20 protein-coding genes and 2 pseudogenes are annotated in these 25,819 nt (G+C 72.7%); 14 read left to right on the top strand and 8 right to left on the bottom strand.

The features are described from left to right. Positions 1-7 precede the first annotated feature (7 nt). The 3 genes from ABZY12_RS25180 to ABZY12_RS25170 all read right to left on the bottom strand — a co-directional run bounded on the left by ABZY12_RS25180 (position 8) and on the right by ABZY12_RS25170 (position 3,289). Positions 8-868, bottom strand: coding sequence for an acyl-CoA thioesterase II (locus ABZY12_RS25180; RefSeq protein WP_356894041.1), 861 nt, complete (start codon positions 866-868; stop codon positions 8-10). Next, positions 869-2,026 (bottom strand): acyl-CoA dehydrogenase family protein, encoded by a 1,158-nt coding sequence (locus ABZY12_RS25175; protein ID WP_356894039.1) that lies wholly within the window; start codon positions 2,024-2,026, stop codon positions 869-871. A gap of 78 nt (positions 2,027-2,104) precedes the next feature. Beyond that, positions 2,105-3,289, bottom strand: a complete 1,185-nt coding sequence (locus ABZY12_RS25170) for a helix-turn-helix transcriptional regulator (protein WP_356894037.1) — start codon at positions 3,287-3,289, stop codon at positions 2,105-2,107. Positions 3,290-3,452: 163 nt separating this feature from the next. On the opposite strand from ABZY12_RS25170, the gene ABZY12_RS25165 reads away from it, so the two are divergent. Further along, entirely contained in the window at positions 3,453-4,058 is a 606-nt protein-coding gene (locus tag ABZY12_RS25165) for a hypothetical protein (RefSeq protein WP_356894035.1), read from the top strand. 17 nt (positions 4,059-4,075) lie between these two features. Here the strand turns inward: ABZY12_RS25165 and ABZY12_RS25160 are convergent, their stop codons facing one another. After that, positions 4,076-5,521 (bottom strand): PucR family transcriptional regulator, encoded by a 1,446-nt coding sequence (locus ABZY12_RS25160; RefSeq protein ID WP_356894033.1) that lies wholly within the window; start codon positions 5,519-5,521, stop codon positions 4,076-4,078. Between the two features lie 184 nt (positions 5,522-5,705). On the opposite strand from ABZY12_RS25160, the gene ABZY12_RS25155 reads away from it, so the two are divergent. From ABZY12_RS25155 to ABZY12_RS25145, 3 genes are all read left to right on the top strand, one after another. Then, positions 5,706-7,187, top strand: a complete 1,482-nt coding sequence (locus ABZY12_RS25155) for a sodium:solute symporter (RefSeq protein ID WP_356894031.1) — start codon at positions 5,706-5,708, stop codon at positions 7,185-7,187. 203 nt (positions 7,188-7,390) lie between these two features. Then, a complete protein-coding gene (gene speB / locus ABZY12_RS25150) occupies positions 7,391-8,386 on the top strand; it encodes an agmatinase (protein ID WP_356894029.1) in 996 nt (331 codons plus the stop codon). A 534-nt stretch (positions 8,387-8,920) separates the two neighbouring features. After that, positions 8,921-10,603, top strand: a complete 1,683-nt coding sequence (locus ABZY12_RS25145) for a thiamine pyrophosphate-binding protein (protein WP_356894027.1) — start codon at positions 8,921-8,923, stop codon at positions 10,601-10,603. 65 nt (positions 10,604-10,668) lie between these two features. Here the strand turns inward: ABZY12_RS25145 and ABZY12_RS25140 are convergent, their stop codons facing one another. Next, a complete protein-coding gene (locus ABZY12_RS25140; protein ID WP_356894025.1) occupies positions 10,669-11,040 on the bottom strand; it encodes a hypothetical protein in 372 nt (123 codons plus the stop codon). Between the two features lie 233 nt (positions 11,041-11,273). Between ABZY12_RS25140 and ABZY12_RS25135 the strand changes: the two genes are divergently transcribed. The 4 genes from ABZY12_RS25135 (at position 11,274) to ABZY12_RS25120 (ending at position 17,527) form a co-directional block, all read left to right on the top strand. Next, positions 11,274-15,008, top strand: a complete 3,735-nt coding sequence (locus ABZY12_RS25135; protein ID WP_356894023.1) for an ABC transporter ATP-binding protein — start codon at positions 11,274-11,276, stop codon at positions 15,006-15,008. Between the two features lie 72 nt (positions 15,009-15,080). Next, the gene (locus ABZY12_RS25130) at positions 15,081-15,500 is read left to right on the top strand and encodes a hypothetical protein (RefSeq protein ID WP_356894021.1); all 420 of its coding nucleotides are present in this window, start codon (positions 15,081-15,083) and stop codon (positions 15,498-15,500) included. 65 nt (positions 15,501-15,565) lie between these two features. After that, positions 15,566-15,973, top strand: coding sequence for a hypothetical protein (locus tag ABZY12_RS25125; RefSeq protein ID WP_356894019.1), 408 nt, complete (start codon positions 15,566-15,568; stop codon positions 15,971-15,973). 87 nt (positions 15,974-16,060) lie between these two features. Then, positions 16,061-17,527, top strand: a complete 1,467-nt coding sequence (locus ABZY12_RS25120; RefSeq protein WP_356894017.1) for an aminopeptidase — start codon at positions 16,061-16,063, stop codon at positions 17,525-17,527. Positions 17,528-17,588: 61 nt separating this feature from the next. Here the strand turns inward: ABZY12_RS25120 and ABZY12_RS25115 are convergent, their stop codons facing one another. Continuing rightward, positions 17,589-19,403 (bottom strand): glycoside hydrolase family 3 protein, encoded by a 1,815-nt coding sequence (locus ABZY12_RS25115; RefSeq protein ID WP_356894015.1) that lies wholly within the window; start codon positions 19,401-19,403, stop codon positions 17,589-17,591. Between the two features lie 127 nt (positions 19,404-19,530). Then, positions 19,531-19,656 (bottom strand): annotated as a pseudogene (locus ABZY12_RS25110) (LysR family transcriptional regulator); the annotation flags it as partial. Between the two features lie 10 nt (positions 19,657-19,666). Between ABZY12_RS25110 and ABZY12_RS25105 the strand changes: the two are divergent. The 3 genes and pseudogenes from ABZY12_RS25105 to ABZY12_RS25095 form a co-directional block, all read left to right on the top strand. Next, positions 19,667-19,759: pseudogene (locus tag ABZY12_RS25105) on the top strand (EamA family transporter); the annotation flags it as partial. A gap of 380 nt (positions 19,760-20,139) precedes the next feature. Next, positions 20,140-20,670 carry a hypothetical protein gene (locus ABZY12_RS25100; protein ID WP_356894013.1) on the top strand — a complete coding sequence of 177 codons (531 nt, stop codon included), beginning with the start codon at positions 20,140-20,142 and terminating at the stop codon, positions 20,668-20,670. Positions 20,671-20,717: 47 nt separating this feature from the next. Then, positions 20,718-21,287, top strand: coding sequence for an AAA family ATPase (locus ABZY12_RS25095; RefSeq protein WP_356894011.1), 570 nt, complete (start codon positions 20,718-20,720; stop codon positions 21,285-21,287). A gap of 221 nt (positions 21,288-21,508) precedes the next feature. On the opposite strand, the gene ABZY12_RS25090 is transcribed toward ABZY12_RS25095, so the two are convergent. Next, entirely contained in the window at positions 21,509-22,564 is a 1,056-nt protein-coding gene (locus tag ABZY12_RS25090; protein WP_356894009.1) for a LacI family DNA-binding transcriptional regulator, read from the bottom strand. A 123-nt stretch (positions 22,565-22,687) separates the two neighbouring features. Between ABZY12_RS25090 and ABZY12_RS25085 the strand changes: the two genes are divergently transcribed. Genes ABZY12_RS25085 through ABZY12_RS25075 form a run of 3 tightly spaced genes read left to right on the top strand, consistent with a single transcriptional unit; the run spans position 22,688 to position 25,796 of the window. Continuing rightward, positions 22,688-23,839, top strand: coding sequence for a Gfo/Idh/MocA family oxidoreductase (locus tag ABZY12_RS25085; protein WP_356894007.1), 1,152 nt, complete (start codon positions 22,688-22,690; stop codon positions 23,837-23,839). Next, a complete protein-coding gene (locus ABZY12_RS25080; RefSeq protein ID WP_356894005.1) occupies positions 23,836-24,993 on the top strand; it encodes a dihydrodipicolinate synthase family protein in 1,158 nt (385 codons plus the stop codon). Before ABZY12_RS25085 ends, ABZY12_RS25080 begins: the two co-directional genes overlap by 4 nt. Before the next feature lie 29 nt (positions 24,994-25,022). Continuing rightward, positions 25,023-25,796, top strand: a complete 774-nt coding sequence (locus ABZY12_RS25075; RefSeq protein ID WP_356894089.1) for a sugar phosphate isomerase/epimerase family protein — start codon at positions 25,023-25,025, stop codon at positions 25,794-25,796. Positions 25,797-25,819: the final 23 nt, after the last annotated feature.

Genomic DNA, 25,819 nt, shown 5'->3' with positions numbered 1-25,819 from the left:
CCGATCATCAGCGCGGGACGCGAACGACACCCTCCTGGATGACGGAGATCGCCAGCTGCCCGTCGCGGGTGTAGATCCGCGCCTGGCCCAGGCCGCGGCCGCCCGAGGCGGACGGCGACTCCTGGTCGTACAGCAGCCATTCGTCGGCCCGGAACGGACGGTGGAACCACATCGCGTGGTCCAGGGACGCACCGACCACGTCGCCTACCGCCCAGCCGCCCCGCCCGTGGGCGAGGAGCACCGAGTCGAGCAGCGTCATGTCGGAGACGTACGTCGCCAGACAGACGTGCAGCAGCGGATCGTCGGCGAGCTTGCCGTTGGTACGGAACCACACCTGGGAGCGCGGTTCGCGCGGCTCCCCGACGCTGCCCCACGGGGGCGTGTCGACGTACCGCAGGTCCACCGCCGCCCGCGCCTCGATCAGCCGCTCGGCGACCGGGCCCGGCAGATGGCGCGGCAGCGTCTCGGCCGCCGTCGGCAGGGTCTCCGGATCCGGCGCGGCCGGCATGCCCGCCTGGTGCTCCAGCCCCTCCTCGTACGTCTGGAAGGACGCGGAGAGGTGGAAGATCGGCTGCCCGTGCTGGACCGCGACGACCCGGCGGGTGGTGAAGGAGCGGCCGTCGCGGATGCGGTCGACCGTGTAGACGATCGGCGCGCCCGGGTCCCCGGCGCGCAGGAAGTACGCGTGCAGGGAGTGGGCGAGCCGGTCCTCGGGAACGGTCCGGCCCGCCGCGACCAGCGCCTGGGCGGCCACCTGGCCGCCGAAGACGCGGGGTACGACGGCCGAGCGGGACCGGCCCCGGAAGAAGTTCTGCTCGATCTGCTCCAGGTCGAGCAGATCGAGCAGAGCGTCCAGAGCTTCGGGCACTTACAGACCCATCGACTTGGCGATGATCGACTTCATGATCTCGCTGGTGCCGCCGTAGATGCGGTTGACGCGGTTGTCGGCGTACAGGCGGGCGATCGGGTACTCGTTCATGTAGCCGTAGCCGCCGTGCAGCTGGAGGCAGCGGTCGATGACGCGATGCGCGACCTCGGTGCAGAACAGCTTGGCGGAGGCGGCCTCGGCCGGCGTCAGCTCGCCCGCGTCCAGGGCCTCCAGGGCGCGGTCGGCGACGGCCTCGGCGGCGTCCACCTCGGCCTGGCAGGCGGCCAGCTCGAACTTGGTGTTCTGGAAGTGCGCGACCGGCTTGCCGAAGACCGTGCGCTCCTGCACGTACTGCTGCGCGAACCGGACGGCGGCCTTGGCCTGCGCGTACGCCCCGAAGGCGATGCCCCAGCGCTCGGAGGCGAGGTTGTGGCCGAGGTAGTAGAAGCCCTTGCCCTCCTCGCCGAGCAGGTCCTCGACCGGCACCTTGACGTCGACGAACGCCAGCTCGGCGGTGTCGGAGGTGCGCAGGCCGAGCTTGTCCAGCTTGCGGCCGATGGAGTAGCCCTCGGACTTGGTGTCCACGGCGAAGAGCGAGATGCCGAAGCGGCGGTCCTCGGCGGTGGGCGCGGAGGTGCGGGCGCAGACGATCACACGGTCGGCGTGCACACCGCCGGTGATGAAGGTCTTGGCGCCGTTGAGGACGTAGTGCGTGCCGTCCTCGGAGAGCTTGGCGGTGGTCTTCATGCCCGCGACGTCGGAGCCGGTGCCCGGCTCGGTCATCGCGAGGGCCCACATCTCCTCACCGGAGACGAACTTCGGGAGGTAACGCTTCTTCTGCTCGTCGGTGGCGAGCATCTTGAGGTACGGCAGGGCGAGCAGCACGTGCACGCCGGAGCCGCCGAACTGGACGCCCGCGCGCGCGGTCTCCTCGTAGAGGACGGCCTCGAACTTGTGCGTGTCCAGGCCCGCGCCGCCGAACTCCTCGGGGACGTTGATGCCGAAGATGCCCAGCTCGCCGAGCTTGTCGTAGAACTCGCGCGGCGCCTGGCCCGCGGCGAACCACTCGTCGTAGACGGGGACGACCTCGGCCTCGATGAAGGCGCGGATGGTCTCCCGGAACGCCTCGTGGTCCTCGTTGAATACGGTACGGCGCACGGTACGACTCCTCCGATGTGCGGGGCCCAGTTGTCTAAGCGCTTGCTCAGTAGCCTGAACAGCTAAGTTACCCAGCGGTCACCCACCCTGTCCAGACTCCTCAACTGTGATCCAGGCCCGCCCCACGGAGTCGTACGCGTACACGGGCCGCCCCTTCGCCCCGCTCGTCCGGAAGGGTGCGCCGTCCTCGTCCCCGATCCGGACCGTGCCCCGGCGCCCCTCCGAGCTCCACTCCAGCTCCAGGTACCAGCGGCAGTCGCACCCCGCCGCCCCCGCCGAGACCAGCAGCTCCTCCGGCTCGGCGGCGCTGACCGCGTACGGGAAGGAGACCGCCGGGAGCGTCCGGCCCTCCTGCCCGGAGGCGTCGTACCCGTCCAGCGCCCGCGCCACCGGCCGCGGCCGGTCCAGGTCCACCTCGAAACGGCGCGGCGTCACCGCCCCGCCGCACCCCTCGTCCATCCGGTACCCCGCCCACGGCAGCGGCGCGCCCCGCTCCACCACCCGCACGTGCAGCGCCTGGAGCACCACCGCCGCCGTGCCCTTCCCCTGCACCGACACCCGCACCAGCGTCTCCCCGCCGTCCACGGCCCCCTGCGCCGCCGCCCAGCTCCGCGCGTCGGCCGCCTCCGGCGGGGGAGGGGGCGTCCGCTCCATGAGGTAGGTGTGCCCGCACCCGTTCTTCCAGATGTGCGAGGCGATCGTCCACGTCAGCGGCGCCGGTGGTTCGGCGGCCCGCTCCCGGGTCTTCCCGGGCAGGAGTACGGCTCCGAGCGTCACCGTCCCCACGACCGCCAGCGCCCCGCCGACCAAGCCCACCCACCCCCACCGGCGCCTCCGCCGCTCGGACGGGAGGCCCGGCACGCGCGCGTGCACGGGTTTCAGCTCGGGCTCGGACGCAGGCTCCGGGGCCGGCTCGGGCTCTGGCGCCGGCTTCGGTTCCGGGCCGGGCCCGGGCTCCGCGTCGGGCTCCGGGGCCGGCTCGGGCTCCGCGTCGGGCTCCGGCACCGGAGGGCGACGGGTGCGGGCCGCGCGACTCCAGGCCACCTCCAGGGCCCGCCGCTCCTCCTCGTCCGCCCCGCACAGCAGGGCGAGGCGGTCGACCACGGCGAACTCCTCCGGGACGGTCGCGCCCGAGCAGTAGCGGTGGAGGGTGGACGCGCTGACGCTCAGGCGCCGGCCCAGCGCCTCGTAACTGCGCCCGTCCCGCGCCTTCAGCGCGCGCACGCGCCCCGCGAACTCCCCGACGGCGGCGTCCTTCGGCATTCCATCCCCCTCGACCCTGCGTCCCACCCTTTACATCCCTGCACGTCAGCGGGGGTGGAATGGTTCCGGGACGGAGGGTGGGCGCGTCACCGTTGCAGGCGGCGGGCGCCGGCCCGACGCTGGTCGAGCACTGACCGAACGACCCGACGGGGGATCCACCACCATGAACAAGCTCCGTACCGCACTCGCCACCGCCGCCGCTGCCGCCCTGGGCCTCGCGGCCCTCGCCACGGCCCCGGCGCAGGCCGCTGCCCAGCCCGCTTTCCTCGCCGCCTCCCAGATGCCGCCGTCGTCGACGCCGTGGACCGCCACCCAGGTCTTCACCGGCATCCCGGAGAACGGCGGCGCCCTCTGCGCCCCGTACAAGATCCCGGCGCAGAACACCCGCTACCGCGAGTTCAGCACCGAGCTCGACACCAACGGCGTCCAGATCACCACCGTCGCCCGCACCGAGGCCGACGCCGTGAAGCTGGTCGACACCCTCCGCAAAGCCCTCGCCGGCTGCGGGCCCCTGCTGGAGCGGCAGAACCCGGGCCTGAAGGCCGTCAGCGCCTCCCACGGCAAGCTCGCCGTCGAGGAGGGTGCCTGGGTCTACAGCCTGGACACCGCCGACCCGCAGATCGGCATCACCGACATCCACCTCTTCTCCGTCGGCCGCGACGGCCGCACCGTCACCCTCGTCCGCTGGGGTCAGATGGGCGACTTCAAGGACGCCCCGCTGACCGCCTTCCGCACCACGACGAAGACCGCCGTCAACAAGCTCCACTGATCCGCTGATCCACGGCCTCACCTGAGCGCGAACCACAGCTCCATCCGTACGTCCGCGTCGTCCAGGTCCCTGTCCAGGAGCGTGGCGCAGCGGGCGATGCGCTGGCGGACGGTGTTGCGATGGATGTCCAGGGCGACGGCCGTGCGGTCCCAGTTGCCGTGCAGGGAGAGCCAGGCGCGCAGGGTCTCCGTCAGCGGCTCGGAGAGGGGCGCGAGGAGGGTCCGGGCGTACGTCGCCGCCTCCCCCTGGTCCATCAGCCCGGCGAAACCGGCGGGCCGGTGGCGTACGAGCGCCGCGCGGGTCGCCTCCGCCCGCCGGAGCGCCCGCGCGGCCTGCGCGTCGGCGGCGGCGAGGTCCCCGGCCTCGACGGGGGCACTGGCCCCGAGGATCCAGTCCGGCTGGGGCTCGGCCTCCCGCCCGGCGGGGAGCAGGAGCCGTACCGCTCCCTCGGCCGGCGCGTCGACCAGCGGCGTGCCGAGGGCGGACGCCAGCGTGGCCGCGGCGAAGGGGGTGCCGTCGCCGCCGTGGGAGTCGCCGTGGGCGTGGGCGTGGACCACGGTCCAGGGGCCCGGGCCCAGGGCGGGGGCCGCCTCGGCCGGTGCCGCGCCGAGCAGCAGCCGGACCAGGGCCGCGTCCCGGGCCGAGACGTCGGCGCCCCGGTGGGGAGCGGTCAGCAGCGACAGCAGAACCACCGCCACCCCGGCGATCGTGTGGTCCGCCGCCTCCCGGCGCTCGGCCGCGAGGCCCAGGGCCAGCCCCTCGCCGCCGCCCAGCGCGTACGCCGCGAGCCGCAGCCCGCCCCCGTCGCCGCTCGCGGAGGCCGGTCCGCCCGGGCGCGGGCCCACCACCCCCACCAGATCCCGCAGCGCGTCACTCGCCTCCGGTGGCACCGCGCGGCCCGCCGCCGCGTACTCCGTGCCGTCCGCCGTGAAGAGCGCCGCCCGCCCGCCGAGCCGGGACGCCAGCGCGCCGAGCACCGCCGGGACGGGGGCGGGCCGCGCGGCCGCCGTCGCCAGCGACTGCTGCGCCTCGGTCACCCGGCGCAGCTCGTGGTGGCGGGCCTCCGCCATCAGCCGCCAGACCGCCCGGGCCACCGCCGTGAACGGCGTGTGCGGAGGCACTTCGAGCAGCGGCAGCCCATGGCGCTCGCACGCCTCGACGAGCGCCGCCGGGACCGTGTCGTACACCGGCGTGACGCCGAAACCGAGCGCCGCCGCCCCGGCCTCCACCACCCGCTCGACGTACCGCGCCGGGTCCGTGAGCTGCACGCCCGCCGTCATCAGCAGCTCGCCGCCGAGCAGATACGGATAGGGGTCGGCCATCTCCGAGGTGTGCACCCAGTGGACGGAGGCGTCCTCCGGCCCGGCGAGCAGGCGCAGGCCGAGGTCCCGCCGGCCGAGCAGCGCGGCCAGCGAGACCGGTGGCGCCGGGGGAGTGGAGGTGGGCTCCTGCGTAGCGGGCATCGCCATGGATCCTTCGTACATCCGGAGCGTGAACGATGGATGAAACGTACACTTCAGCGTCGCTTTCCGGCCACCTACTGTCGTGGCATCCAGCGGCCGCGGGTACGGGCGGATGTCCCCGCGATCAGTCACTGGAGTCACTCCACCCGCACGACACGCCACCGAAGCGAACGAGGGAGGGCCCATGGCCGTCGACTACACAGTGATCGTCCTGTACCTGGCCGGCATGCTCGCGATGGGCTGGTGGGGCATGCGCCGCGCCAAGTCCAAGAGCGAGTTCCTGGTCGCGGGCCGTCGGCTCGGGCCCTGGATGTACTCCGGGACCATGGCCGCCATCGTCCTCGGCGGCGCCTCCACCATCGGCGGCGTCGGCCTCGGCTACAAGTACGGCCTCTCCGGCGCCTGGATGGTCTTCACGATCGGCCTCGGCCTGCTGGCCCTCTCCGTCTTCTTCTCCGCCCGGATCGCCCGGCTGAAGGTCTACACCGTCTCCGAGATGCTCGACCTGCGCTACGGCGGCCGGGCCGGTGTCATCTCCGGTGTGGTCATGTGGGCGTACACGCTGATGCTCGCGGTCACCTCGACCATCGCGTACGCCACCATCTTCGACGTCCTGTTCGACCTGCCCCGCACGATCGCGATCGTCCTCGGCGGCGCCATCGTCGTCGCCTACTCGACGCTCGGCGGCATGTGGTCCATCACCCTCACCGACATGGTGCAGTTCGTGGTGAAGACCATCGGCGTGCTGATCCTGCTGCTCCCCATCGCGGTCATCAAGGCCGGCGGCTTCGCCGAGATGAAGGCGCAGCTGCCCACCGAGTACTTCGCGCCGCTCGGCATCGGCGGCGAGACGATCTTCACCTACGTGCTGATCTACACCTTCGGCATGCTCATCGGTCAGGACATCTGGCAGCGCGTCTTCACCGCCCGGACCGACAAGGTCGCCAAGTGGGGCGGCACCGTCGCCGGTACGTACTGTCTGGTGTACGCGCTCGCCGGCGCCGTCATCGGCACGGCCGCCAAGGTGCTGTACCCGAAGCTGCCCAGCGCCGACGACGCCTTCGCGACCATCGTGAAGCACGAACTGCCCATGGGCGTGCGCGGACTCGTGCTCGCGGCGGCGCTCGCCGCCGTCATGTCCACCTCCTCCGGCGCGCTCATCGCCTGTGCCACCGTCGCCAACAACGACATCTGGTCGCGGCTGCGCGGCGCGGTGTCGTCGAAGGGGGACGACCACGACGAGGTGAAGGGCAACCGCCTCTTCATCCTGATCATGGGCATCGCCGTCATCTGCATCGCCATCGCCCTCAACGACGTGGTGCAGGCCCTGACCGTCGCCTACAACCTGCTGGTCGGCGGATTGCTCGTGCCGATCCTGGGCGGCCTGCTGTGGCGCCGCGGCACCGTGCAGGGCGCACTGGCCGGGGTCACCGTCGGCGGCCTCTCCGTCATTGGCTTGATGGGGGCTTACGGAATCTTGGCAAATGAGCCTGTTTACTATGGTTTGTTGGCGTCGCTTGCCGCCTATGTGATCGTTTCCCTGGCGACCCGCCCGACGGACGCCGCCGTACTGGCGACATGGCGGGCGCGGCTCGCGGGGGAGTCCCCGACGGAGCCGGACGCCGACCCGGCGTCCGCGTCCCCGCCCGCGACCGTGACCAGCTGACGACGTCGGCCGGGCCCCGAACGGGCCCGGCCACGCCACCCGCCCGCCCCGGACCCGTCCGGGGCTACCGGACCCCGTCAGGGAGCCGGACCCGTCCGTGACCCGGACACCCCGGACCCCGTCAGGGAGCCGGACCCCGTCCGTGACCCGGACACCCGGACCCCGTCCGGCAGACCACCGATACACCCCAGGAGGACCCGACCATGAGCAGCAGCGACCAGAGCGCTTTCCGAGGCCCGATCGACTCGTCCCGCATCCCGCGGTACGCCGGTCCCGCGACGTTCGCCCGGCTGCCGCGGCTCGACGAGGTCGGCACCGCCGACATCGCCGTGGTCGGCATCCCCTTCGACAGCGGCGTCTCCTACCGGCCCGGCGCCCGCTTCGGCGGCAACGCGATCCGCGAGGCGTCCCGCCTGCTCCGCCCGTACAACCCGGCGCAGGACGCCTCGCCGTTCGCCCTCGCGCAGGTCGCCGACGCCGGTGACATCGCCGCCAACCCGTTCAACATCAACGAGGCCGTCGAGACCATCGAGGCCGCGGCCGACGACCTCCTCGGCACCGGCGCCCGCATGATGACCCTCGGCGGCGACCACACCGTCGCCCTGCCGCTGCTGCGCTCCGTCGCCAAGAAGCACGGCCCGGTCGCCCTGCTCCACTTCGACGCGCACCTCGACACCTGGGACACGTACTTCGGCGCCGAGTACACCCACGGCACGCCGTTCCGCCGCGCCGTCGAGGAGGGCATCCTCGACACCTCCGCCCTGTCGCACGTCGGCACGCGCGGCCCGCTGTACGGCAAGCAGGACCTCACCGACGACGAGAAGATGGGCTTCGGCATCGTCACGTCGGCCGACATCTACCGCCGCGGCGCCGACGAGGTCGCCGACCAGCTGCGCCAGCGCATCGGCGACCGCCCGCTGTACATCTCCATCGACATCGACTGCCTCGACCCGGCCCACGCGCCCGGCACCGGCACCCCCGAGGCGGGCGGCATGACCTCCCGCGAGCTCCTGGAGATCCTGCGCGGCCTGTCCTCCTGCAACCTGGTCGGCGCCGACGTCGTCGAGGTCGCCCCCGCCTACGACCACGCCGAGATCACCGCCGTCGCCGCCTCGCACACCGCGTACGAGCTGACGACGATCATGTCCCGCCAGATCGCGTCGACCCGCGCGGCGGGTGCGGAACAGCCGGCGAAGTAGACCCTCGCCAGGACGGACGGGGGCCGGCCCGGCCCGGACGGGCCTGGCTTGGACAGGCTTCGCCCGGACGAGCTTGGGCCGGCCTGGCCTGGCGTGGATCGGCCCTGGCTTGGGTCGGCCCTGGCTCGCGCCCGGCTCGGCTCGCGCCCGGCTCGGCGAGTGGCGCGCAGCGCTGGTCCCCGAGCCGGGAGGCCTGCCGGCCGTCGGCCGAGGGCCGGTGGCCCGTGGTCGGCGCCGGGCCGGTCCCCGCCGGGCCGGCCGCGGTGCCCGGACCGGACGCCATGGCCGGACCGGCCCACCCGGACCGCGGCCCCGAAGGCCGACAGGGCGCTCGCGCCCGCCCGTGGTCGCGCTCTCGGGCGTTCGCCCGAGAATCGACCGCGCCGGCGCGCGCGCCGACCCTCCGGGCCCGGGAGCCGACCACACCGTGCCCGCCGCGCACGCGCTCGCCGGGCCGGTCGAGAATCGACCGCACCCCGCCGTACCGCCGCCCCCTCGCGGACGGCGGGCGGTACGCGACGGAAGGGACACCTCATGACTCACGACCACGACCTGGTGCTGCGGCCGACGGCCGCGCAGACCGAGGCCGCGCTCAACCCGCCCGCCGGGCGCAACGGCGGCGACCTCGTCGTCGAGACCCTCTCCGGCCTCGGTGCGACCACCGTCTTCGGGCTGCCCGGCCAGCACGCGCTCGGCATGTTCGACGCGCTGCGCCGCTCCTCGCTCACGTACGTCGGGCTGCGCGTCGAGAACAACGCCGGCTTCGCGGCCGACGCCTACGGCCGGATGACCGGCGAGGCGGCCCCGCTCCTGCTTTCCACCGGCCCCGGCGCGCTGATGTCGCTCGCCGCGCTCCAGGAGGCGGCCGCGGCCTCCGCCCCCGTCCTCGCGATCGGCAGCCAGGTCCCGGTGGCCGGGCTCGGCGGCGGGCGGCACGGCTATCTGCACGAGCTGCGCGACCAGCAGGCGTCCTTCCGGGACATCGTGAAGTCCGTCCACACCGTCCGTACGCAGTCCCAGATCCCGTCCGCGATCGCGGCCGCCTGGGAGTCGGCACTGACCGCCCCGCACGGGCCGGTCTGGGTGGAGATCCCGCAGGACGTGCTGCTGGCCGAGACGTCGATCCCCGCCGTCACGGCGATGGACGCCACCCCCGAGGACGTCGTCCCGCGCCCCGAGCTGACGGCAGTCGCCGCGGACCTGCTGTCGAAGGCCGCCCGTCCGGCGATCATCGCCGGCGGCGGAGTCGTCCGCTCCGACGCGTCCGGCAAGCTGCTGGCGCTCGCCGAGCGGCTCGACGCCCCCGTCGTCACCACGTTCGGCGGCAAGGGCGCCTTCCCGTGGGAGCACCCCCTGTCGCTCCAGTCCTGGCTGGAGGACCGGCACACCACCGACTTCCTGGAGGACGCGGACGTCCTCCTCGTCGTCGGCTCCGGCCTCGGCGAGCTGTCCTCGAATTACCACACCTTCGCCCCGCGCGGCCGGGTGATCCAGATCGAGGCCGACGCCGGGAAGCTGGAGTCCAACCACCCCGCCCTCGGCATCCACGCGGACGCGCGCCTCGCCCTCCAGGCCCTCCTGGAGACGACGGAGGCACGCCGGGACCCGACCGCCCCCGAGCGGGTGCGGGCCGTCCTGACCAAGGTGAGGGACCGGATCGCGGCCCAGGACCTCGGCCTGGAGCAGCGGATCGTGGCGTCGGTCCGCGAGGCCCTCCCGGACACGTCCCCCAGCTTCTGGGACATGACGATCCTCGCCTACTGGGCCTGGTCGGCCTTCGACGCGCGCCACCCCAACACCATGCACTCGGCCCAGGGCGCCGGCGGCCTCGGCTACGGCTTCCCGGCGGCCCTCGGCGCGGCCGCGGCCGACCCGACCCGCCCGGTCCTCGCGGTCTCCGGCGACGGCGGCGCGATGTACTCGATCGCCGAGCTGGCGACGGCGAAGCAGTACGGCTCCGACGTCACCTGGCTGATCGTCGACGACGGCGGCTACGGCATCCTGCGCGAGTACATGACGGACGCCTTCGGCGAGGCGACGGCGACGGAGCTGTCCCGCCCGGACTTCGTCGCCCTGGCCGAGTCCTTCGGTGTCCCGGCGGTCCGCACGACCCCGGAGTCCCTCACCGCCGACCTCGCGAAGGCCCTGGCGACGCCCGGCCCGTCGGTGGTCGTCCTCCCGGCCCTCCTGCGCATGTTCGAGCCGACGCATCTGTGACCACGCATCTCTGACCCAAGCGTCCGGTCCCGGAGTGATCCGCTCCGGGACCCGGACGCCGCGTGTCACACGAACAGCGCGCCGTACTTCTCCTTGTACACGCTGAGCTGCTCGTTGTACCCGTCGCTGAACAGCGCGGATTCCCGGTTGTCGAGGGCGCCCGACGGTATGCCCTTCGCCGGGATGAACGCCGGTATGCCCTGGAAGACCTCCCGCGCCGCCGTCGCGTGCGCCCCACCCCGGGCCACGGCCGCCAGGATGTGTTCTCCCGCCGCCTTGAGGTGCTTTCGCAGTTCGTTCTGCGGCGACCGGGCCGCCTGGTAGAGCGAGTGCGCCTCCGCCAGTTTGTTGGTCCGCGCCCCGATGGTCTCCAGCGCGCGCAGCGCCGCGTGCAGCTGCCCGCACAGATACGCCGGCCTGTGTTCCGTCTCCGACACGCTCGCCCCTCCCGACGTTCCCCCCGGCCGTCGCACGGCGGCCCGTGACTTCCTACCCGCCTCGCGCGCGGCGGGAACCCCGGGCGAGGTGCGCCGGGGGCACACCCGGCGCAGGACGGCGCAGGGTCCTAGGACCATGGACCGGACCTGTGCGCGAATTCGTTGCGGCGGGATGAAATCCCACTTCACCCGTGTTGGGCCTTCCGGTAGAGCAGGACGACGGGAGGCACCACGTGGCGGCGGGGCGGAAACAGGCCGGACAGGCCGGGCAGGAGCAGCAGGGCTGGGCGCGCAGACTGGCCGGGTACGCGTGGCGGTACCGGGCGAACGTCGTGCTCGCGCTCGGATCCTCGCTCGCCGGGATGGCCGTTCTCGCCCTCGTCCCGCTCATCACCAAGGTGATCATCGACGACGTCATCGGGGCGGGCACGCGATCCCTCACCGTCTGGACCGGCCTCCTCATCGCGGCCGCCGTCGTCGTCTACGCCCTCACCTACATCCGCCGCTACTACGGCGGACGGCTCGCCCTCGACGTCCAGCACGACCTCCGTACCGAGATGTACGGCACCATCACCCGGCTCGACGGCCGGCGGCAGGACGAGCTGTCCACCGGTCAGGTCGTCGGACGGGCGACCAGCGACCTCCAGCTCATCCAAGGGCTCCTCTTCATGCTCCCTATGACGATAGGGAACATCCTGCTCTTCCTGATCTCGCTGGTCGTCATGGCCTGGCTGTCGATCCCCCTCACCCTCGTCGCCCTCGCCGTCGCCCCCGCCCTCTGGTACATCGCCAAGCTCAGCCGCACCCGCCTCCACCCCGCCACCTGGTACGCCCAGGCCCAGGCCGCCACCGTCGCCGGTGTCGTCGACGGGGCCGTGACCGGCGTCCGGGTCGTCAAGGGCTTCGGGCAGGAGGACCAGGAGACCGGCAAGATCCGTGACGCCAGCCGCAGGCTCTTCGCCGGGCGGATGCGTACGATCCGGCTGAACTCGAGGTACACCCCCGCCCTCCAGGCCGTTCCCGCCCTCGGCCAGGTCGCCGTCCTCGCGCTCGGCGGCTGGCTCGCCACCCGGGGCGAGATCACCCTCGGCACCTTCGTCGCCTTCTCCTCCTACCTCGCCTCGCTCGTCGGTCCCGTCCGCATGCTCGCCATGGTCCTCACCGTCGGTCAGCAGGCCCGCGCCGGCGTCGACCGCGTCCTGGAGCTGATCGACACCGAGCCGGTGATCGAGGACGGTACGAAGGAACTGCCCGCCGACGCCGACGCGACCGTCGAGTTCGACGACGTCGGCTTCGCCTACGAGGACGGCCGCCCCGTCCTCGACGGCTTCTCCCTGGAGATCCGCTCCGGCGAGACCGTCGCCGTCGTCGGTGCCTCCGGCAGCGGCAAGTCGACCGTCTCGCTCCTCCTGCCCCGCTTCTACGACGTGAGCCACGGCGCCGTCCTCGTCGGCGGCCACGATGTCCGGGAGCTCACCCTCGACTCGCTGCGCGCCGCCATCGGACTCGTACCGGAGGACAGCTTCCTCTTCTCCGACACCGTCCGCGCCAACATCGCGTACGGCCACCCGGACGCCACCCGGGAGCAGATCGAGACCGCCGCCCGCGCCGCCCAGGCGGACCGTTTCATCGCCGAACTGCCCGAGGGCTACGACACCAAGGTCGGGGAGCACGGCCTCACCCTCTCCGGCGGCCAGCGCCAGCGCATCGCGCTCGCCCGCGCGATCCTCACCGACCCCCGGCTGCTCCTCCTGGACGACGCCACCTCCGCCGTCGACGCGCGCGTGGAGCACGAGATCCACGAGGCCCTCGCCTCGGTGATGGCCGGCCGCACCACCCTCCTCATCGCCCACCGGCGCTCCACCCTCAACCTCGCGGACCGCATCGCGGTCCTCGACGACGGCCGGCTCTCCGACATCGGCACCCACGAGGAGCTGGAGGCGCGTTCCGCGCTCTACCGGAAGCTGCTCACCGACCCCGACGAACTCGGCGGCGTCTCGCCCGGTCACACCGTCGCGGTGGAGCTTCCCGAGGACCGCACGCTCCGCGCCGAGCTCGACGCCGAGTTCGACGCCGAGCGCGGCATCACCCCCACCCTGTGGGTACGGGACGAGGCGGACCCCGAGGAGTCACAGGCCCCAGGAGCCACCCCCGAACTGCTCGCCGCCGTCGAGGCGCTGCCGCCCGCCACCGACGCCCCCGACGTCGACGAGGCCCAGGCCGTCACCCCGGAGAAGTCGTACGGACTGCGCCGGCTGCTGCGCGGGTTCGGGGTGCCGCTGCTCATCAGCCTCGGCCTGGTCGCGGTCGACGCCGGCATGGGCCTGCTGCTGCCCGTCCTGATCCGTCACGGCATCGACGACGGCGTCAACCGGCTCGCCCTCGGCGCCGTCTGGGCCGCCTCCGGGCTCGCCCTGCTGACCGTGCTCGTGCAGTGGGTCGCGCAGACCGCCGAGATCCGGATGACCGGCCGCACCGGCGAGCGGGTGCTCTACGCCCTCCGTCTGAAGCTCTTCGCCCAGCTCCAGCGGCTCGGCCTCGACTACTACGAGCGCGAGCTGACCGGCCGGATCATGACCCGGATGACGACGGACGTGGACGCGCTGTCCACGTTCCTCCAGACCGGTCTCGTCACGGCCTTCGTCTCCGTCGTGACCTTCTTCGGCATCATGGTCGCGCTGCTCTTCCTCGACCTCCAGCTCGCCCTGGTCGTCTTCGCGACGCTCCCGGTCCTCGCGGTCGGCACGTACTTCTTCCGCCGCTCCAGCGTGAAGGCGTACGAGCTGGCCCGTGACCGGATCAGCGTCGTCAACGCCGACCTCCAGGAGTCCGTCTCCGGCCTGCGGATCGTCCAGGCGTTCCGCCGCGAGCACTCGGGAGCGGCCCGGTTCGCCGAGCGCAGCGACGCGTACCGCGCGGCCCGCGTCCGCGGACAGTGGCTGATCTCGATCTACTTCCCCTTCGTCACCCTGCTGTCCTCCGTGGCCGCCGCGGCCGTCATGATCGTCGGCGCGAACCGCATCGAGGCCGGCACGCTGACCACCGGCGCGCTCGTCGCCTACCTCCTCTACATCGACCTCTTCTTCGCCCCCGTGCAGCAGCTGTCCCAGGTCTTCGACGGCTACCAGCAGGCCACGGTGTCGCTGAAGCGGATGCAGGAGCTCCTCCAGGAGCCGACGTCGACGGCCGCCGCCGACGAGCCCCGGGACGTGCCGTCGCTGCGGGGCGAGATCGCCTTCGAGGACGTCTCCTTCGCCTACAACGCCGAGGAGGCCGCCCTCACCGGGGTCGACCTGCGCATCCCCGCCGGGCAGACCGTCGCCTTCGTCGGCGAGACGGGCGCGGGCAAGTCGACGCTGGTCAAGCTGGTCGCCCGGTTCTACGACCCGACGGGCGGCCGGGTCACGGCCGACGGCACCGACCTGCGGGACCTGGATCTCACGGCGTACCGCCACCGGCTCGGGGTCGTCCCGCAGGAGGCGTACCTCTTCGCCGGGACGATCCGCGACGCCATCGCGTACGGCCGCCCCGACGCGACCGATGCCGAGGTCGAGGCGGCCGCCCGCGCGGTCGGCGCCCACGACATGATCGCGACCCTGGAGGGCGGCTATCTCCACGAGGTCGCCGAACGCGGCCGCAACCTCTCGGCCGGTCAGCGCCAGCTGATCGCGCTGGCCCGCGCGGAGCTCGTCGACCCCGACGTCCTGCTGCTCGACGAGGCGACGGCCGCCCTCGACCTGGCCACCGAGGCCCAGGTCAACCAGGCCACCGACCGCCTCGCGGGCCGTCGTACCACCCTGGTCGTCGCCCACCGGCTCACCACCGCCGCCCGCGCGGACCGCGTGATCGTCATGGACCGCGGCCGGGTAGCGGAGGACGGCACCCATGACGAGCTGCTGGCCAGGGGCGGTCTGTACGCGGCGCTCTGGCGGACGTTCGTCGGCGAGGAGGAGCCGGAGCGGGTGTGAGTACACGGCACCCGTGGGGATGAGTACACCGGCGCATGCACCGGCCGGGCGGGGCGCGGTTGAATCGCACACATGAGCAACGACCAGCCCGGCCCGGCGCACCCGCCCGACGCCTCTCCCTCGGACGCCCTCGCCCCCGACGTCCGTGCCCGTGCCACGGCCGCCGTCGAGATCCGCCCGAACGAGGCCCGTCGCTTCCGCACCCGCGCCCTGTGGGCCGGGCTGCTGCTGATGCCCGCGACGATCGTGGCCGGGGTCCTGGGCCTCATGTCGGAGAACGCCGGCCGCTGCCTCGGTTACGGCGAGGGCTGCTCGGACACCCCGGGCTGGGTCCACCTCACCGCCCTCGCCGTCGCCGGCGCGGCCTGGATCCACGCCCTCTGCACCCCGGACGGGGAGTCCCAGCCCGCCCCCGCCCGGAAAGCCGCGTTCTGGACGATGATCGGCGCCGAGTGCGCCTTCCTGCTGCTCGTCCTGACCTACTTCGGCTGAACGCAACCGTCACGGCCTCCGCCGCGTCGTACGCATGTACGGCACAGAGGCGGGAGGGGAAGCGTATGTTCGGTGGGACCACGGGGAGAGCGCACGGCACGAGGCTGCTGGCGCACCTGCTCACGCTGCTGCTCGCCGCCGGCGCCCTCACCCTCGCCGGCCCCGGCACGGCATCCGCCGCCGCGGCCTCCCTCTGCGCCGGCCGTCCCACGAAGACGATCCCCTTCGCCACCGGCGAGCTGCGCCTCTACAAGAGCCGCCAGTACGTGTGCGCGCTCACCGTCGCCAAGTCTCCCGGCGTCCGCCGCCCGATGTCCGTCTCGCTCCAGCCCCGGGGCGGCCGCGCCGCCGTCGACAGCGGCCGCTTCACCCGCCAGGCCGGCCCCGTGACCGTCCACGCCCTCAACCGCTGCGTCCGTGCCTCCGGTTCCGTCGCCGGCCGGAGCGGATCGACGGGATGGATCCTGTGCTGACACAGAGGTAAGGGCCAACCAGGTCTGGCGGTACGCACGTTGCCCCCGCTAGGTTCGCGACACCGTTGTGAATCAAGGGGAGGGTGAATGCGCAAGTCGCTGAGATGGCTGCTGTCGCTCACGGTGCTCATAGGCACCGTCGGTGCGACCGGTGCGGCTACCGCCGCGGAGCCGGCCACCGGCACGTTCGGCGGAGCGTCGGCCGACCGTACGTCCGCCACCGCGAACAGTACGGACATCAAGGACCGGATCCTGGCGATCCCCGGGATGAGCCTGATCGAGGAGAAGCCGTACGCCGGGTACCGCTTCTTCGTCCTGGAGTACACCCAGCCGGTCGACCACCGACGCCCGTCGGCGGGCACCTTCAAGCAGCGGCTCTCCCTCCTCCACAAGGACACGAGCCGCCCCACCGTCTTCCACACCAGCGGATACGGCCTGAGCACCACCCCCAGCCGGCGCGAGCCCACCCGGATCATCGACGGCAACCAGGTCTCCATGGAGTACCGCTACTTCACGCCGTCCCGCCCGCAGCCCGCCGACTGGTCCAAGCTGGACATCTGGCAGGCCGCCAGCGATCAGCACCGCATCTTCACGGCCCTGAAGACGGTCTACGGGCAGAAGTGGCTCTCCACCGGTGCCTCCAAGGGCGGCATGACGGCCACGTACTACGAGCGCTTCTACCCGCGTGACATGGACGGCGTGGTCGCCTACGTGGCCCCCAACGACGTGGTCAACAAGGAGGACTCGGCGTACGACCGGTTCTTCGAGACCGTCGGCACGAAGGAGTGCCGCGACCGGCTCAACGCCATGCAGCGCGAGGCGCTGATCCGCCGGGAGCCGCTGCAGAAGAAGTACCAGGAGTGGGCCGCGTCCGAGGGCGCCACCTTCCGGACCGTCGGTTCGCTGGACAAGGCGTACGAGGCCGTCGTCCTCGACTTCGTCTGGGGCTTCTGGCAGTACTACGGCGAGGACGTCTGCGGCTCCGTCCCGGACGCGCGGACGGCGAGCGACGACGAGGTCTACGACACGATCGACGCCTACTCCGGCTGGTCCTTCTACACGGACCAGGGCCTGGCGCCGTACACCCCGTACTTCTACCAGGCGGCGACCGAACTGGGCTCGCCCACCATCAAGCAGCCGCACCTGGAGGGCCTGTCCCGGTACGGCTACCAGCCCGCCCGGAACTTCGTGCCGCGCGAGATCCCGATGAAGTTCAAGCCGTGGGTGATGCGCGACGTGGACGACTGGGTCCGCAAGAACGCCCACCAGATGATGTTCGTGAACGGCGGCAACGACCCCTGGAGCGCGGAACCGTTCCGCCTCGGCAAGGGCGCGCGTGACAGCTATGTCTACACCGCCCCGGGCGCCAACCACGGAGCCAACGTCGAGGCCCTCGTCGAGGACGAGCGCGCCAAGGCCACGGCACGCATCCTCGCCTGGGCCGGCGTCGACGCGCAGACCGCCCAGGCGGCGCGACCGCTGGCCCGCTTCGACGCCCGGCTCGACAAGCCGGCCGACGAGGAGCTGAGCCGGGAGCACGGCCTGCGCCCTTGACGCAGGCGGTGGGCCGCGCCCGGGGGCTGTGCAAGCTCCCGGGCGCGGCCCTTTCGCCGTACTACGTGTACGACAGGCCGTGACCGACGGGGTACAGCACCTTCGCCGGGTCGTCCGCCCGCTGTATGGCGACGGGCAGCCGGCCCTGGGGCCGGGCCGCGCCCGCGATGACCCGGACGGCGGCCCGCAGTTCGACATCGGTCCAGGAGTAGGCGGCGAGGGTGGCCCGCTGCCCGGTCAGCCGGGCGATGTCGTACGGGTTGCGGATCGCCACCGTCACGACCGGGACGCCCGTCGCCACCAGCCGGGAGACCAGCGTGCGCTGCGGGCTGGTCGCGCCGACGTTGTACGTGCCGACGACGACCACGTCCTTGCCGGCCGCCGCGGCCACCGCCTCGTCGATCTTCGCGGCGGTCGGTGTGATGCCGGTGGACAACGCCCTCGCGGTGAAGCCGAGTTCGTCGAACGCCTGGGCGAGGGTGGTGGTAGGCGGCCCGGTGGTGCCGGACGGTGAGGCCGGGTCGGCGCCGACGACCAGCACGTTGCCGTGGGTGCGCCGGCTGATCGGCAGGAATCCGCCCTCGTTGAGGAGGAGGGTGGTGGTCTCCTCGGCGATCCGGTCCGCGTGGGCCAGATGGGCGGGGATGCCGACCGTCCGGTCCACCCCGGCGTGTGTGACGTACGGATCCTTGAAGAGGCCCAGCTTCGCCTTGAGCCGCAGAATCCGCAGGATCGATTCGTCGAGCCGGTCCTCGGTCAGCTCACCGTTCTTGACGGCCCGGAGGACGGCGTTCCAGGCGATGTCCAGCTTCGGCGGGTTGAGCAGCTGGTCGACACCGGCCTTGAGCGCGAGGACGGGCACGCGTTCGTCGCCGTACTTCGTCCGGACTCCCTCCATGCCGAGCGAGTCCGTCACCACCACGCCGTCGTAACCCAGCTTCTCGCGCAGGATGCCGGTCAGGATGGGACGGGACAGGGTCGCCGGGTCCTCGCTCGGGTCGAGCGCGGGCACCACGATGTGCGCGGTCATGACCGAGTCGATCCCGGCGGCGATCGCGGAGCGGAACGGCGGCGCGTCCAGCTCCGCCCACTCCTCGGGGGTGTGGGTGATGGTCGGCAGGCCGTAGTGGCTGTCGACGGCCGTGTCGCCGTGGCCCGGGAAGTGCTTGGCGGTCGCCGCTACCCCGGCCCGCTGGTAGCCCTTGACCTGGGCGGCGACCAGAGCGGCGACGGCCCGCGGGTCGGAGCCGAAGGAGCGCACGCCGATGACGGGGTTGGCGGGGTTGACGTTCACGTCGGCGTCCGGGGCGTAGTTCTGCCGGATACCGACGGCGGCCAGTTCGGCGCCCGCGATCTGGGCGGCCTTGCGGGCGTCGGAGCGGGAGCCTCCGGCGCCGAGCGCCATCGCGCCGGGGAGGAGGGTGGCGGGTTCGCCGACCCGGCAGACGATGCCGTGCTCCTGGTCGGTGGAGATGAGCAGGGGGAGGGGCGTGGGCTGGGCCAGACCGGCCTTCTGGATGCCGTTGGAGAGATCGGCGATCTGGTGCGGGTCGCGGGTGTTGTGGGCCCAGGTGAAGTAGATGATCCCGCCGACGTGGTACCGCTCCACGAGCTCGGCGGCGGTACGGACGCCGATCTCCTTGAGGTTGGCGTCGATGTCGGCCTGGTCGGGGGAGGTGGCGGAGTGGCCGTAGACCCGCATGACGAAGAGCTGGCCGACCTTCTCCTCCAGCGACATGCGGGAGATGAGCCGGCGAAGGTCGCGGTCGTCGGTCCCCGCGTGTGCGAGCGGTGCTGTCGCTCCGGTGACGGCGGCGGCCGCGGCGGCGGCGGTGACGGTGAGGAGGGTGCGTCTGGAGGTGGCGCGGTGGTGCACTGATGCTCCTTCCGGCCGTGCAAGGTTGAAGGAAACTTCCAAGGAGTCACGGATAGCCCGAAAGTAACTGCCAGGTCAAGCACCTGCGCAGGATCCGCGTCGCGCACGCCGGTCGCGGGAGAGTGCGTCAGACGGCCTCGGAGGGGACCGCCGCCGCCACCGCCGGCCACAGCTCCTGGAGCGCGCGGACCGTCCCCGTGATCGCCGGGCGGCGGGCCGCGCCGCTCCTCGAGACGTACCTCCGCCGGGATGGACCTCGGTGCCCCGCCGGACTCTCCTCCCTGGTCCTGCGGATCCAGGCGGTCTTCACGCTCCTGTTCGCCTTCGTCGCGCTCGGCGAACGGCCCGGCCGGCTGAACGGAGCGGCGCTGACGTCCTACGGGCGGGGGCCGGGGAGGCCGGCGAGGCCCGGACGTGAGCATGGCGAACCTGCCGCTAAGGTGCTGGTTCCGACGACGAACGGGGACCCCGCACCATGACGTTTCCGCATCCGCAACAGCAACCGCACCCTTCCGCCCAGGGGTATCCGCAGCCGCACCCGTATCCGAACACGCATCCCTATCCGAGCGCGCAACCGTATCCGCAACCGCACGCGTACCAGGGACCGTACGGCTCCCCGGGGCAGTTCCCCGGGCAGCCGGGGCCGCCCGGCCCGGCCGGGCACGTCTGCCAGGTCTGCGGTGCTCAGCCCGCGGCCGGCGTGACCATCCGTTCCCATCAAGGCGTGGTCGTCATCATGCGCACGGTCACGCGGCGGGGCGTCTTCTGTCGTACGTGCGGGCTCTCCCTCTACCGGCAGATGACCTCCGACACGCTGGTGACCGGCTGGTGGGGCCTTCTCTCCTTCTTCGTCACGCCCTTCGTGGTCCTCGGGAACGTCCTCGGCGCCCGCGGCGCGCTGCGCCGGCTGCCCGAACCGTACGGAGCCTCCCGGCAGCCGCTCGACCCGGGCAAGCGAGTCCTGTTCCGCGGGCCGGCGATGCTGATCCTCACCCCCATCGCGCTGTTCCTGCTGGCGATTCCGGCGCTCGTGGTCATCGGCCTGGTCGTCGGGGACGGCGACAAGCCGGTCGCGCTGTCCGTGGGCGATTGCGTACGCAACTCGGCGGAGTGGCCCGAGCAGCGACTGGAGAAGGTGGGTTGCGGCTCTCCGCTGGCCGAGTACCGGGTGGCGGAGTCGGCGTCGTGCGGCCCGCGCGACTACCTGCTGCACGCCGAGTACATCGTCGACTCCCCGAATCCGGGCTCCTGCGTCAAGCGCCTGTAGCCGTACCCTGACGGCGTCCGCACCGACCTCGATCCCAAGGCCCCCGCATGTCCCTGGATCTCGTCCCGATCGACCGTGAGCCCGCTCCCGGGGTCGTCCTCCTGAGCGGTATCCCCGGCAGCGGCAAGTCGACGGTCGCGGCCGCGCTGGCGGCGCGGTTCGCGAGATCCGCGCACATCGAGGTCGACGAGCTCCAGGAGCTGATCGTGCGGGGCGGCCGCCGGCCGAGCCCCGAACACGACCCGGAGGCCGACCGGCAGATCTTCCTCCGCGCCCGCAACGCCTGTGCGCTCGCGGACAGTTTCACGGCGGCCGGCTTCCTCCCGGTCGTCGACGACGTCGTCGTGCGCCGCACCCATCTCGACTTCTACCGGTCCGCCCTGGGGTCCGGACCGCTCCACACGGTCTTCCTGGCCCCGGGCCCGGACACCGCCTGGGAGCGCAACAACGCCCGCGCCAAGCGCCTGACGACCAACTGGGCCTTCCTGGACGAGGCGATGCGTGCGGAACTGTCGGGCGACGGCGTCTGGATCGACAACGCGGCCCTCTCCGTCGACGAAACGGTCGACGCGGTCCTCAGGGCCACGGGCCTGACACCGCGGACCTCGCCGGCGTAGCCGGGGCACCGGGGTGGCCCGGGGTCCGGCATGCGGGCTCCCGAGCCCCCGGCCCTCCGGGGCCCGGCCGAGGGTCTCCTGGGCTCCTGGTCCCCGTGGCTCTCCGGGGCCCGGCCCAGGGCCTCCTGGGCTCCTGGTCTTCCCCGGCCCTCCAGAGTGCGGCCGAGGGTCTCCTGGGCTCCTGGTCCCCGGGGCCGCCGGGGTTCCCGCCCGGGCTCCCGTCACTCCCGTGGCGGCGCCGTCGAGTCCCGGACCATCAGCTCTCCCGCGATCGTCGCGATGCCGCCCGGCGGTGTCGCCTCCGTGCCCATCGCCAGGCGACCCGCCCGGGCACCCGCCTCGTGCAGCGGCAGCCGTACGGTCGTCAGCGCGGGCACCGCGTCCAGCGAGAAGGGCAGGTCGTCGAAGCCCGCCACCGAGACGTCGCCCGGGATGCTCAGGCCCCGGTCCCGCAGCGCGGCGCACGCGCCCAGCGCCACCGTGTCGTTCGCCGCGACGACCGCTGTCAGCGACGGTTCCCTGCGCAGGAGTTCGAGCGTCGCGTCGTAACCGGAACGCCGGTCGTACGACCCGTGGACCGTCAGCCCCTCCGCCCCCTCGTCCAGCTCCGCCGCGATCATCGCCTCCCGGTGCCCTTCCAGCCGCTCCCGGGTCGTCGTCCGGTCCGCCGGCCCCGCCACGTAACCGATCCGCCGGTGGCCGAGCCCCAGCAGGTGCTCGGTCAACCGCCTCGCCCCCGCCCGGTTGTCGAAGGTGAGCGCCGCCGCGCTGGCGTCCCCCGCCACCGGCGGCCGCCCGCACAGCACGACCCGGGTCCCCGCGTCCGCCAGCTTCGTCAGCTTGGCCGCCACCGCCGCCATGTGGTCGGGCAGCTCCAGCGATCCGCCGGTCAGGATGACGGCCGCGGCCCGCTGGCGCTGGAGCAGGGTCAGATAGGTGAGCTCGCGCTCGGGGGAGCCGCCGGTGTTGCAGACGACGGCCAGTTTCTCGCCACCGGCCCGGCCCGAGGCGCCCTCCCCGATCGCGCTCTGCGCCGCGCCGGCCATGATCCCGAAGAAGGGGTCGGCGATGTCGTTGACGAGGATGCCGACCAGGTCGGAGGTGGCGGCGGCGAGCGAACTCGCGGGCCCGTTCAGTACGTAGTCCAGTTCGTCCACCGCCCGCAGCACCCGTTCCCGCGTCGACGCGGCGACCGGGTAGTTGCCGTTCAGGACGCGGGAGACGGTCGCGGGGGACACCTGGGCCCGCGCGGCCACATCCGCGAGCGTGACGGTCATCGCGTACCTCCGAGGTGACGGGGGCCGACCCCTTGTCCGGCGTGTTGTCGGCAGGCTAGCGTCATCTCGTGTAGAAAGCGCTTTCTATCGCGCTGATCCATTCTGGTGTGGAGGGGAAACTTCGTGACACGCAGGACGGTCCGGATCGCCATGAACGGCGTCACCGGACGCATGGGCTACCGCCAGCACCTCGTCCGCTCGATCCTCGCCCTGCGCGAGCAGGGCGGTCTCGACCTCGGCAACGGCGAGACCCTCTGGCCCGAGCCCGTGCTCGTCGGCCGCCGCGAGCACGCGCTGCGCGCGCTCGCCGAGCGCCACGGCCTCACCGAGTGGTCGACCGACCTCGACGCCGTACTCGCCGACGACACGGTCGACCTCTACTTCGACGCCCAGGTGACCTCGGCCCGTGTCGAGGCCATCAAGAAGGCCATCGCCGCCGGCAAGCACGTCTACACCGAGAAGCCCACGGCCACGGACGTCGACGGCGCCCTGGAACTCGCCCGCCTCGCGCGCGACGCCGGAGTCCGGCACGGCGTCGTGCAGGACAAGATCTTCCTCCCCGGCCTGCTGAAGCTGAAGCGGCTCATCGACGGCGGGTTCTTCGGCGAGATCCTCTCCGTACGCGGCGAGTTCGGCTACTGGGTCTTCGAGGGTGACTGGCAGGAAGCCCAGCGCCCCAGCTGGAACTACCGCGCGGAGGACGGCGGCGGCATCGTCGTCGACATGTTCCCGCACTGGGAGTACGTCCTGCACGAGCTGTTCGGCCGGGTCACCAGCGTCACCGCGCACGTCGCCACGCACATCCCGCAGCGCTGGGACGAGCGGGGCAAGCCGTACCAGGCGACCGCCGACGACGCCGCGTACGGCATCTTCCAGCTGGAGGGCGGGGTGGTCGCCCAGATCAACTCCTCCTGGACGGTCCGCGTCAACCGCGACGAACTGGTCGAGTTCCAGGTCGACGGCACGCACGGCTCGGCCGTCGCCGGTCTGCGCAACTGCCGCGTCCAGCACCGCTCGGCCACCCCCAAGCCGGTCTGGAACCCGGACATCCCCGTCACCGAGTCCTTCCGCGACCAGTGGCAGGAGGTGCCGGACAACGCCGAGTTCGACAACGGCTTCAAGGCGCAGTGGGAGCTGTTCCTGCGCCATGTCGTCCTGGGGGAGCCGTACCACTGGGACCTGCTCGCGGGCGCGCGCGGTGTGCAGCTCGCGGAGCTGGGCCTGCGGTCGGCCGCCGAGGGCCGCCGCCTGGAGGTCCCGGAGATCGCGCTGTGATCCGCCTGCCGCGGCCGGGGGGAGGCGTACGGGAGTACACGCCGCGCCCCGCACAGGCGCCGGCCCCTGCCGGGACCGGGCCGCTGACCTCCCGTACCGTCTTCTCCGCCGCCCATGTCGTCGCCGACCCGTACGCCGACACCACCCCCGACTCGCCCGCCGCCGTCGACTGGGACGCCACCCTCGCCTTCCGCCGCCACCTGTGGGCCCAGGGCCTCGGCGTCGCGGAGGCGATGGACACCGCCCAGCGCGGGATGGGCCTGGACTGGGCCGGGGCCGCCGAGCTGATCCGCCGCTCGGCCGCCGAGGCCAAGGCGGTGGGCGGCCGGATCGCCTGCGGCGTCGGGACCGACCAGCTCGCCGCCGCCAGCGCCGACCTCGTGACGGTCCGCCAGGCGTACGAGGAGCAGCTCGCCCTCGTCGAGGAGACCGGCTCCCAGGCCATCCTCATGGCCTCGCGCGCCCTGGCGGCCGCCGCCGAGGACCCGGACGACTATCTGGACACGTACGCCCATCTGCTGCGACAGGCGTCGGAGCCGGTGATCCTGCACTGGCTGGGGCCGATGTTCGACCCGGCGCTCGACGGCTACTGGGGCTCGGCCGACCTCGACACCGCGACCGAGACCTTCCTGGAGGTCATCGCGGCCCACCCGGACAAGGTCGACGGCATCAAGGTCTCCCTCCTCGACGCCCAGCGCGAGATCGACCTGCGCCGCCGTCTCCCGGAGGGCGTGCGCTGCTACACGGGCGACGACTTCCACTACCCCGAGCTGATCGCCGGTGACGACCAGGGGTTCAGCCACGCCCTGCTCGGCATCTTCGACCCGCTGGGGCCGCTCGCGGCGCGGGCGGTACGCGTCCTGGACACCGGCGACGTGAAGGGCTTCCGGGAGATCCTGGACCCGACGGTCGAGCTGTCCCGCCACCTCTTCCAGGCCCCGACCCGCTTCTACAAGACGGGTGTGGTGTTCCTCGCCTGGCTGGCCGGCCACCAGGACCACTTCACGATGGTCGGCGGCCTGCAGTCCGCCCGCTCCCTTCCGCACCTCGCCCGCGCGTACGAACTGGCCGACGGCCTCGGCCTGTTCCCCGATCCGGAGCTGGCCGCATCCCGGATGGCGTCCCTGCTCACGGTGTACGGAGTTCCTCAGTGACCGACCTCTCCCGCTTCAGCGTCAACCAGATGACGGTGAAGCAACTGACCCTGCCCGAGCTGGTGGAGCAGTGCGTACGGCTCGGCGTCCCGGGCATCGGCCTGTGGCGCGAGCCGGTCCAGGCGTACGGAATCGAGGCCACGGCCAAGCTCGTACGGGACGCGGGGCTCGCCGTCACCACCCTGTGCCGGGGCGGCTTCTTCACGACCGCCGAGTCGCTGGACGACAACCGGGCGGCGATCGACGAGGCCGCGCTCCTCGGCACCGACACCCTGGTCCTGGTCTCCGGCGGGCTGCCCCCGGGCAGCCGCGACCTGCCGGGGGCCCGGGCCAGGATCGCCGACGCGATCGCCGAACTCGCCCCGTACGCGGGGGAACGGGGCGTCCGCCTCGCCATCGAGCCCCTGCACCCGATGTACGCGGCGGACCGCTGCGCGGTCTCGACCCTCGACCAGGCGCTGGAGATCGCCGAGCGCTTCCCGGCTGAGCAGGTCGGCGTGGCCGTCGACACGTACCACATCTGGTGGGACGACCGGGCCCCCGCGGCGGTGGCCCGGGCGGGCGCCTCGGGCCGTATCCACACCTTCCAACTCGCCGACTGGACCACCCCCCTCCCGGCGGGCGTCCTCACGGGCCGGGGCCAGCTGGGCGACGGCGCGATCGACCTTCGCTGGTGGTGCGACCTCGTCGACAAGGCGGGGTACGACGGCCCGATCGAGGTGGAACTCTTCAACGACGACCTGTGGGCCGGGGACGGGGTGGAGGTCCTGGAGGAGACGGCGAGGAGGTATCTGGCGATCTGACAAGGTCGGGGCGGGCGCTGCCC

The sequence above is a fragment of the Streptomyces sp. NPDC006551 genome (assembly GCF_040611675.1).
Classification (GTDB): domain Bacteria; phylum Actinomycetota; class Actinomycetes; order Streptomycetales; family Streptomycetaceae; genus Streptomyces.
Note: the sequence above shows the minus strand (reverse complement) of the source record. Positions and strands in the feature narration are given on the sequence as shown.